8 protein-coding genes are annotated in these 9,506 nt (G+C 40.8%); 4 read left to right on the top strand and 4 right to left on the bottom strand.

Features of this window, described 5'->3' with window-relative positions; all coding sequences use genetic code 11:
• Window positions 1-139 precede the first annotated feature (139 nt).
• Genes dprA through PLE33_03965 form a run of 3 tightly spaced genes read right to left on the bottom strand, consistent with a single transcriptional unit; the run spans window position 140 to window position 3,714 of the window.
• Window positions 140-1,228, bottom strand: a complete 1,089-nt coding sequence (gene dprA / locus PLE33_03975) for a DNA-processing protein DprA (GenBank protein HPS60402.1) — start codon at window positions 1,226-1,228, stop codon at window positions 140-142.
• Window positions 1,229-2,239 (bottom strand): GTPase ObgE, encoded by a 1,011-nt coding sequence (obgE, locus tag PLE33_03970; protein ID HPS60401.1) that lies wholly within the window; start codon window positions 2,237-2,239, stop codon window positions 1,229-1,231.
• Window positions 2,240-2,247: 8 nt separating this feature from the next.
• Window positions 2,248-3,714, bottom strand: a complete 1,467-nt coding sequence (locus PLE33_03965; protein ID HPS60400.1) for a T9SS type A sorting domain-containing protein — start codon at window positions 3,712-3,714, stop codon at window positions 2,248-2,250.
• 327 nt (window positions 3,715-4,041) lie between these two features.
• Between PLE33_03965 and PLE33_03960 the strand changes: the two genes are divergently transcribed.
• Window positions 4,042-4,239, top strand: coding sequence for a hypothetical protein (locus tag PLE33_03960; protein ID HPS60399.1), 198 nt, complete (start codon window positions 4,042-4,044; stop codon window positions 4,237-4,239).
• Window positions 4,240-4,346: 107 nt separating this feature from the next.
• Here the strand turns inward: PLE33_03960 and PLE33_03955 are convergent, their stop codons facing one another.
• Entirely contained in the window at window positions 4,347-4,865 is a 519-nt protein-coding gene (locus PLE33_03955) for a GNAT family protein (GenBank protein HPS60398.1), read from the bottom strand.
• A gap of 336 nt (window positions 4,866-5,201) precedes the next feature.
• On the opposite strand from PLE33_03955, the gene PLE33_03950 reads away from it, so the two are divergent.
• The 3 genes from PLE33_03950 to PLE33_03940 are packed head-to-tail and all read left to right on the top strand — an operon-like array spanning window position 5,202 to window position 8,814.
• On the top strand, window positions 5,202-5,897 hold the full coding sequence (locus PLE33_03950; GenBank protein HPS60397.1) for a methyltransferase: 696 nt from the start codon (window positions 5,202-5,204) through the stop codon (window positions 5,895-5,897).
• Window positions 5,894-6,988: a hypothetical protein gene (locus PLE33_03945; GenBank protein ID HPS60396.1), complete on the top strand. Its 1,095-nt coding sequence runs from the start codon at window positions 5,894-5,896 to the stop codon at window positions 6,986-6,988. The genes PLE33_03950 and PLE33_03945 overlap by 4 nt, the downstream gene beginning before the upstream one ends.
• A 2-nt stretch (window positions 6,989-6,990) precedes the next feature.
• Window positions 6,991-8,814, top strand: a complete 1,824-nt coding sequence (locus PLE33_03940) for a carbamoyltransferase C-terminal domain-containing protein (protein ID HPS60395.1) — start codon at window positions 6,991-6,993, stop codon at window positions 8,812-8,814.
• Window positions 8,815-9,506 lie beyond the last annotated feature (692 nt).

The raw sequence follows: 9,506 nt of genomic DNA, 5'->3' as shown, positions 1-9,506 counted from the left end.
TCCCTTCCTGATGCTGGTAAACTTTGTCAACAACCTGCGCCCTAAGGGGCTTTGTTCTGGAAGAACGAAGTCCTCGTCGTTCAAGCACAAGAAGGGGTTGACCAGGAGGTCAACCATCCGATCTTGCCCTCTCGCTATCTTACACTTTGAGATAGGAATTGCCGCTGCTTTTAGCTACCAGTCCTTTCAGTTCCAAATTCAGCAGCAGAGTGGAAAGTTTGCCGAAACCGAGGCCTGTTTTAAGCATAAAATCGTCAAAAGTAAGTTCTTTCTGGGCAGAGGATAAAATATCGTAGAGCGCTTGTTCTTCAGAGGATAGTTCCGGAATCAGTTCCAATTGTTCTTTTGCTGTAACCGTTAAGCCCAAATTCTTTAGCAGATCGTCGGTGGAGCTAACTAAAAAAGCTCCTTGTTTAATGAGCGAATTAGGGCCTTGGGCATTGCGGTTATTGATATTTCCCGGCAAAGCAAAAAGGGGTTTATTTTGTTCAACGGCAAATTTGGCAGTGAGCATAGCTCCGCTATTTAAAGAACCCTCAACAACAAATACAGCATTGGCAAAAGCGCTTATTATTCTGTTGCGGGAAGGAAAATTCCAGCGTTCCAGTTTACTGCCGGGTTCATATTCGCTAACCAGTGCTCCGTTGGCGATAATGTTTTCTGCCAGTTCTTTATTCATCGGGGGATAGATACTATCCAAACCCGAAGCAAAAACGGCAATGGTTTTTGTCTTTGCTTTCAAAGCTGTCTGATGAGCAATTGTATCTATGCCCATAGCCAAGCCGCTGATAATATTCACTCCTTTGGCACATAAAGGAGACAGGAGTTTACGACACATTTCTACTCCGTAAGAAGTAGGTTTACGCGTGCCGACAACTGCCAAACATATATCTTTCAGCGTTCCGGAAAGGTCGCCTTGGTAATACAAAATCAAAGGTGGATCAAATATTTCTTTTAAGGCAGCGGGATAATCAGGATCGGTTAAACAAAGATATTGAATCTGATGTTTTTCCAGCAAAGCTAAAATCCGGTTGTAGTTTTCCGGCAGAACACAAGAGCTTAAATGTTCTATAGTAGCAGGTTTTAGTTTGGCTGATTGATATACAGGGTGCAGAGGATTGCCCACAAAATCTTGCGGATTCGGATAATTCTGTAACAGCTCCAGAGTGCCTCGTTGTCCTAAAAGAGGAGCTGATTTTAAACAGAGCCAGGTTTGCAGTTTAGTCATTCAGCGGCTCTGCTGCAAAAGTTCATATATCTTGTATTTAAGGGCTTCCAAACCTTCTCTGGAAACTGCGGAAACGGCTAAGATATCTTCATTATATTGCTGCTTAAATGCTTCGCCGATGGCAGCAAGTTTTATCTTTAATTCTTCCTGCGGAAGAGTATCGGTTTTGCTGATAACCACCAAATAGGGTTTTTTATCCATAAAGGAATCATACAGATACAATTCCGAGCGCAAAGTTTTGTATGCCTCCAAAGGATCAGGACTGGCAATATCAATTAAAAAAAGCAAAAGATGAGTGCGTTGAATATGACGCAGGAATTGGTCTCCCAAACCCTTACCGGAATGCGCTCCTTTAATTATTCCCGGAATATCTGCCAGCACAAAACTTTGATAATCACTCACAGAAACTACTCCCAACATTGGTTCCAAAGTGGTAAATTCATAATCCGCTATTTTCGGTCGGGCTGCAGATAGCACACTTAAAAGGGTGGATTTCCCGGCATTGGGAAAACCGACTAAACCCACATCTGCCATCAGTTTCAAAATCAGTTCCAGTTCCATTTCTTCGGTCTTAATTCCCGGAGTCGCTATCCGCGGTGCTTGATTTGTAGGAGTGGCAAAATTGCAGTTTCCTTTGCCTCCATAGCCACCTGCGGATAAAATAATGCGTTCTCCCGCTTGGGTTACATCTGCCAGTTTATATCTTTTCTCGCCTTCCAGGGCATAAATTTCGGTGCCTAAAGGTAAGCGTAGAATACAATCCGCACCAGACGAACCGCTTTTCTTAGCTCCGGCACCCGGTTTTCCGTTTCCTGCTTTGTAAACTTTGTGATAGCGATAATCCAGAAGTGTGTTTAAGTTACTGTCTCCAATAGCTATTACATCACCTCCCTTACCACCATCTCCTCCATCAGGACCACCCTTGGGAACATATTTTTCGTGCCTGAAACTGACTGCTCCATCCCCTCCGTTACCGGATTTAATTTTTATTTGGGTATAATCAATAAACATATCTGCTGTTACTTAACCACCATAAATTTGCGCTTTAAATTTCGGCTGCCGTTTTGAATTTGCATAAAATATACTCCCGAACAAAGCTGATAGCTATTCAAACTTATATTCAATTCGCCATTTCCGGTATTTGGATATTGTAATTTCTCCACCTTTTGTCCTTTCAAATTATATATTTCTATGTTAACCGGGCTATTGGATAAACCCTTCAACCGGATATTTACAGGTAACCCCGAAATCGGATTTGGCATTGTGCAGGATAGCTGCCCGGGAACAGCGTAACTATCTTCATTGGCAACAAAATTAAGAACATCCTGAACAAGCTCAAAACCGTTATCGCTAAATCTGAAAAGCAGAGAATCTACTTCTCCCGCAGGTAATTGTAAAAAGTATGTAACTACAGAGGTATAATCCAGAGCCGTAGGCACAAACTGTAACACTGTGTCGTTCGGTAAAATAGCTTCGCTAACTAAAGGAAAATCTGCTTCCGCATCCCAATAATCAAGCTGTAAAATTCCGGTGGAAGGATTGTAACTATTGAAAGTGCAAACAGGAAGCGTATTCTGGCTTACCTGATAGTAATTATCCTGAAAAAGGATATAGGCAAGAGTGCTGTAATCGCCCAGCCCTATTTGAGGTTGCAAATTGGCAATGTCAATATCTACCTTCGCAGTAAGCCCTACCATCATTAAGGCATCGGGCATAACGCCAAAATCAGGATCAGCGGTTAAATCACTGATATTACAGGCAAGATTTAATGCCCCTCCGGAAACCTGACTTTGAATACTGCCAAGACGCGTAAAAACAGGTAGCTGCGTTGCTGAATCATAACCGATTTTATAAAGCCCGCTGGAAACTACGCCGGGAATATTAAAACTATAGATCATTGCATAACCTACACTATCCATCAGCGAACTGATATTGCCCAAAACTCCCAAGTAAACATTATAACTGGTTAGGGAATTCATTATCGGAAAACTGCCGCTGAGGTTTTTCAGCGTAAAATATAGTTTATCAGGACTCCTTGCCATATAGGTTTCCTGTAAATCCAGGTTTGAGGAATACACCGTTACACTATCCCCTGTTGCATCCGTTCCGATATAAGCCAGATTATTTAAAGAAGGAGGAAAAGAATTACTATCCCAATAGGCGGAATGCATCATAGCAATGGTTTCCCCCATTTCTTCTATGCTGTAATGAAGACGGTAACGCAGTTTTTGACCGAAACTATAAGGTGCCGTTGCTTCTTTTTCTCCCGTGGAAATATCTTGAACTTCTGAACTTTGCCAGGAAGAACCATTGGCACTGTAAAAAAACTCCGGACTTAATGTCCCTCCGCTTAAGTCCTCCCAACGCAGATGCAAATTCCCTTCTATATCTATAGAACTGTGGCGTATTTCGCCAAACGGAATTTCTATCTGTGCCATAAGAAAGGCAGTTATGCTAACTAAGAGCACTACTAAAATCTGTTTCATTGCTTTCTCGCTTTTTTTTCATCCTTACTAAGCTAATGTTTTTTTGTCCTTCCTGCTGTAATCAGGAATTTACAGGGTTACCGAATTCAGGTTCGGCAATTACCTTAGGAGCACTTAAACTCCTTGTATCTAAATAAAATAAATCACTTTTAATATAATACTCTAAAGCCCTGTGGATGTCAAGCTTTTTCTGCAAAGCAATTAGGTGGTAAAGGTAAAAACTATCCCCCACTTGTTATCCTATACAATCATCGGCATATATTTGTTAACCTAAACTGGAGGAATAGCAAGAAAGGGTTTATTAGTATTCAACTCCGATGAGAAGATTTGTTCAAGATTTTGATTATTTCTACCTCTATTATTTCTAAGGTGATTAAGTCAGATCTGGCAAGCGGAAGTTTTAGCCAAAAGTTGGGTTTCACTATGCGGTTTTTGCAAAAGAAAGGATTTCACCTTACTATTGAAAGCAGGTCTGCAGTAGAGAATATGAAAATGAATTGCCTGCTATGTTATATCTATTTATAACGGGTATAGTTCTTTCGTAAGTTTTAGGACTTTTTGCATATCATTCAAGGTTATTCCTTATGAACTTATGTATCCTGTTCCTAAATACTGTCATCCATCTTTGTGCTTTAGTTGGCTTTAAATTCACGCTCCAGAATACTATAGAAGTATTGATCCACCCACTTATCCTGCCAGGGCAATTCTTCCCGAAATATCCCTTCTTTGGTCATTCCCAGCTTCTCCAGCACCTTTTGCGAAGGTATATTTTGAGCATTACACATTGCCAGCACCTTATGCGCATGCCAGTCATCAAAAGCATATTTCAAAATTAATTGTGCAGCTTCTGTTCCATAGCCCTGCCTACGGTATTCTGGAAAGATGCAGTAACCCAATTCCCAGCTTCCTCGTTCTATCACATACCAGTGAATATGAATGGCACCTATGGGTGTTTTATTTTCTGAATTAAGGCATATAATATATTGTTTATACCATCTGCCATCTATTCTTGAGATTACTTCTTTGCGAACTGCTTCCTTGTCTGATGAAACATCATCTTCATAAGGCCAAAGGGTAATATCGGTTTTAATATCTACTATGAAATCAATATCCTGCTCTGTAGCTGGAGATAACACTATTCTTTGATCCATTTTTTCCCTTCCTGCTTTAATCAAGAACTTACAGGGTTACCGAATTCAGGTTCGGTAATTGCCTTAGGAGCATTTAAACTCCTTGTATCCGAATAATATAAACCACTTATAATATAATACTCTAAAGCCCTGTGGATGTCAAGCTTTTTCTGCAAGGCAATTATCCCAAGGGTGATTTTTAGGACTGAGCGCAAGATTTGCCTTGACACGAAAGTAGAATTATGAATTGCTATATTTATTGTTGAGCATCTGTTTTCTACCCTTTAGAGCTCATCTTTGGTAAGACCCTGCAGTACCCGAAAAAAGCTTTAAAGATTGCTTAGGAAAAGTAAATTAATGAAGATAACCGGTTACATAGCTATGAATTTATATGGTTTTTATCTCAAGGTTGTAAAAGGCATACGAACGAATAAAATGCTCTTTAAATTTATCTATGGATTCAATCCGCCTCCTGCACTTTGGGGTCAATATTGGGATTGGACTACTTTAACATTGCGTAACCGCCTAAAAGAATATGTAAATAGAGCTACAAAGTTACTGGATATGGGCTGTGGACCTTATGCTGTTCTTTCCCGCTATGCTAAAAGCAAACTGGATTGTCCTGAAGTCAGCGCTGCTGACCACTGCCTTGAACTTATCAACTTTGCCAGGGATAATGATAGTGAAAGCGGAATTACTTATCTACACAGTGACCTTTTTGCCAATATCAATGCCCGGTTTTCTCTGATTCTCTTCAATGCTCCCTATTTGGAGAGCGACAAAGGAAAAAGCAAAGGGTTGTTTCCTGACGCCCTGTCCATAAAGCGTTTCTGTGGTGGCACTCAAGGAATTGAGACAATCCAGAGATTTTTGCAGGATGCACCTCAATATATAGAAAAAGAAGGAATGCTAATGCTGGGAATTAATCAATTCCATATTAGCCGGGAACTGGTAGAAAGTTCTATTTTCCAGGCAGGTTATAAAGTTATTTCCATCGGCTTTAATCCCCTTACTAAAGCTTGCGTTTATATTCTGAAGGAGAAAAAACAATGACCCGCTGCAATAAATGCCTGATGCCGGATACGCTTGCCGGTAGCAATTTTGATGAAAATGGAATATGCTCCTGGTGTAGAGATAATTACCCACCCTACCGGATAAAAGGTGAACAACTACTGGTGAATAAATTTCGGGGTCTTGGTGAGCACAAAGGTTCTGCAGATTGTTTAGTAGGTTTAAGCGGAGGAAAAGACAGCACCTATGCTTTGTATCGTTTAGTTACTCATTATCATCTGAAAGCGGAAGCATTTATCTATACACATAGCGGCACCAATAAATTTGCTCTGGAAAATGCCCAAAAAACCTGTGAAAAGTTAGGTGTAACCTTACATCAGGTTTCTCTTTCCGGAGATAAGCACAAGAAAACTTTTACCCGCTATTTTAAATCCTGGCTGGCTCATCCTACACCCACTTCGGCAGGTATGATTTGTGTAGCTTGCAAGCATCTGCATCTTTTGGGCTCCCGGATAGCTACCGAAAGGAAAATCCCCTTTGTGGTATGGTCTTCCACACCTCTTGAATATTCACCTTTTCTGGCAATCAAATATACCGGGGACAAGAAACACATTTATAAAAGAGAAGGGTTACTCCGCAGCGGGATACATATAGGATGCGAACTTCTGGCTTCACCAACTTTTGCTAAAAGCTTGGCAACAACTCTGGGCACAAGCATTCCTGGCTGCTTAGCTGTTTTCCCTGGCTCCGGATATCTTCGTTTCAAGTATCCTCAGGTTCACCCTTTGATGTTTTATGCTTATGAAAAATGGGATCCCCGCCTCATTTTGGATACCATCACTTCAGAGCTTGGCTGGAAAATACCCGAAGCGATCAAAGAGGACTGGCATACGGATTGTGTTTTCAATGTATTTAAAGAATATATGTTCCAAAAGATGTTTGCTGTTTCCTATACGGATGCTTTTTTAAGCAATCAGATCCGTTATGGCTATATTACCCGCGATGAGGCAATGCAAAAGCTTTGGGAGAGCAAGAGTTTTTATGCTGCATCCCTGAAGCCGGCTCTGAAGTTTTTGGATTTGGAATACCTGATGTCCGATATTGATCTTAGCTGTTTTGAAGTTGAGGATTGAGAATGATAGTTTTAGGGCTTAACGCTTTCGGTCAAAATCCTTCTGCCTGCCTGGTAATAGATGGGAAACTGATAGCATTCTCGCATGAAGAACGGTTTAATAGATTGAAAGGTTTGCATGGTTTATTTCCTGCGTATGCTTTACGCTGGTGTTTATCTTCCACCGGATTGGATATCCGGGATGTAGATAAGATAGCTATAAATTGGGATTGCACCAAATACCCTTTCCGGATAATGAGAAATTTGGCTGGCATAGCGGTAAAGAATGGTTTCAGCAGTGCTAAATACAATAGTAAGGGAGATATTTCCGGTGATGGTTTTGGCGGAGTGCTGAACTACCTGAATTTATATCGTCCTGCCAATTATCAAAGTATGATCCATTCTGCGATGCGCGAAATCGGCATTCGGGATAAACTGCCGGAAGTGGTTTATGTAAATCATCATCTCAGTCATGCCTATCAGGCATATCATCAATCAGGTTTTAACGATGCTCTGGTTTTAGTAGCTGATGGGCATGGTGAAGATTCTTGCGTATCGGGATATGTGGTTCGCAAAGGAAAATTCAGCCGGGTTCTTCAATATCCCGTTCCCTATTCTCTGGGTTGGTTTTACGGAGGGTTTACTTCTTATCTGGGATTTTATGCCAATCGCGATGAGGGAAAGTTGATGGGTCTGGCAGCTTATGGAGAAAAAAATAAAGACAATAATCCCTGGCTTCAGCGTTTGGAAAGGATTCTGAAGATTAACGATAAAGGTTTTGAGTTAGATCCTTATTTCTTCAAAATGGGCAGTAATTACCACCATCCTCGTTATACTGATGCCCTGGTAAATTTTCTGGGCAGTTACGATCCAAATCTGCGTCCTGTTTATCCTGGAGAAAAAGCTTTTTTAAACGGGGAACAAGTGAACAGGTATCTTCTTCCCGAGTATATTGACCTGGCTTATGCAGTTCAAAGTAAACTGGAAGAAGCTCTACTATCATTGGTAAAATACCTCCGACGCCAATATCCCATTCCTAAACTTTGCCTGGCTGGCGGGGGCTTTATGAATTGCAAGGCAAATTATCTGATTTCCACCCTTCCCGGAATTGATGAACTCTTTATCCATCCCGCCGCTTCTGATGATGGTTCTGCCATTGGAGCGGCATATTGGGTTTCCGAACAGCTTGGCGCCAAGCTTGGTGATCCGTTGAAAAATGTTCAATACGGAGCATCCTTCAGCAATGACGAAATAAAAAAAGCGCTGAGTAATTATGGTCTTAACTTTCAAGCAATGGATGATCCTGCTGGAATAGCATCTAAACTTCTGGCAAAAGGTAAAATCATCGGCTGGTTTCAGGGCTCTGCAGAAATGGGAGCCAGAGCTCTCGGCGGACGCAGTATTGTGGCAATTCCTGCAAATAATGGCATTAAAGATAAAATAAACAGCCAGGTAAAGTTCCGGGAAAGCTGGCGACCCTATTGTCCTTCCCTTCCTGCAGAAGAAGCAAGTGAATATCTTTCCGGAGATAAATCTTTACCCTATATGATAAAAGCTGATATAGCTACAGAGTTATTAGCAGCTAAAGCTCCGGCAACCGTTCATATTGATAAAACCATCAGACCCCAAACCGTGGAAAAGGATATTCTTCCTTTATGGCATCGGCTAATCACTGAAACAGGCAAATTAACGGGTGTCCCAATAATACTGAATACTTCTTTCAATATTCAAGGCGAGCCGATTGTAAACAGTCCCAATGATGCCATCCGTACTTTCTTTTCCTCCGGTTTGGATAGCTTAATAATAGGTAACTATCTGGTTTCAAAAAAGAGCTCCCGGACAGAATAATTATAAATCCTTAAGCATAAAACAACTACTGTGGTTTTTAGTTCCAAATAAGGCAAGGTGGAGAAACGAGTTGTCTAATTCCCCTTTAGTAATTGCCCCAGTTAATTAGCTATTAAATAAAATATCCTTTATCATTACCGTGCAAGCAGAAATCCAAGTATGGAAAAATAAAAGCTTTATCCCCAACAGGGAGATAATATCATTTTGCTTTATTTCTGTCAGATTGGATTTTTGGGGGGATTACCACAAACCAAAAAACCAAGTTTTTATAAGAGATTCGTCTTTTTTGCAGTTTATATTGAAGATAGGAAAGGGAAAGGATAGAACAATTATCTTCCAGACCGGCAACAATAACAGGGAATTTTACCGGCATTTGGAACTAAGCTAAGGAGAAATCACTGTTAGAACAAGGTTTAGGGCGGCAGAAGCAGAATTGTAAAAAAGTTCTTGACAATATCAGAGGAATAGTTTGCAGTGTTTGTGTGGCAAGCGAAGAGTTCTGCCAAAGCTTGGGAAAAACGATAAATGACTGCATAGATAAGGAGTTTATCAAGATGGAAAACATAGGTTTCAAGTTAGAATCCCGCAACAGGAATGATGCCTTTGCCGGAAGCGAGAGTAGCGAAAAGTTATCGCAAAAGGCAATAGGGAGATATTTAGGATGAATTTATGGTAAAAGAAACAATCTTTTT

The organism is Candidatus Cloacimonas sp. (genome assembly GCA_035403355.1).
Lineage (GTDB): Bacteria > Cloacimonadota > Cloacimonadia > Cloacimonadales > Cloacimonadaceae > Cloacimonas.
The sequence above is the reverse complement of the archived record's forward strand: the minus strand, read 5'-3'. Positions and strand labels throughout refer to the sequence as shown.

Coding starts and splice junctions, on each gene's coding strand:
- obgE (HPS60401.1), bottom strand. CDS start 2,239: ATGTTTATTGATTATACCCAAATAAAAATTAAATCCGGTAACGGAGGG.
- PLE33_03965 (HPS60400.1), bottom strand. CDS start 3,714: ATGAAACAGATTTTAGTAGTGCTCTTAGTTAGCATAACTGCCTTTCTT.
- dprA (HPS60402.1), bottom strand. CDS start 1,228: ATGACTAAACTGCAAACCTGGCTCTGTTTAAAATCAGCTCCTCTTTTA.
- PLE33_03950 (HPS60397.1), top strand. CDS start 5,202: ATGAAGATAACCGGTTACATAGCTATGAATTTATATGGTTTTTATCTC.
- PLE33_03955 (HPS60398.1), bottom strand. CDS start 4,865: ATGGATCAAAGAATAGTGTTATCTCCAGCTACAGAGCAGGATATTGAT.
- PLE33_03940 (HPS60395.1), top strand. CDS start 6,991: ATGATAGTTTTAGGGCTTAACGCTTTCGGTCAAAATCCTTCTGCCTGC.
- PLE33_03945 (HPS60396.1), top strand. CDS start 5,894: ATGACCCGCTGCAATAAATGCCTGATGCCGGATACGCTTGCCGGTAGC.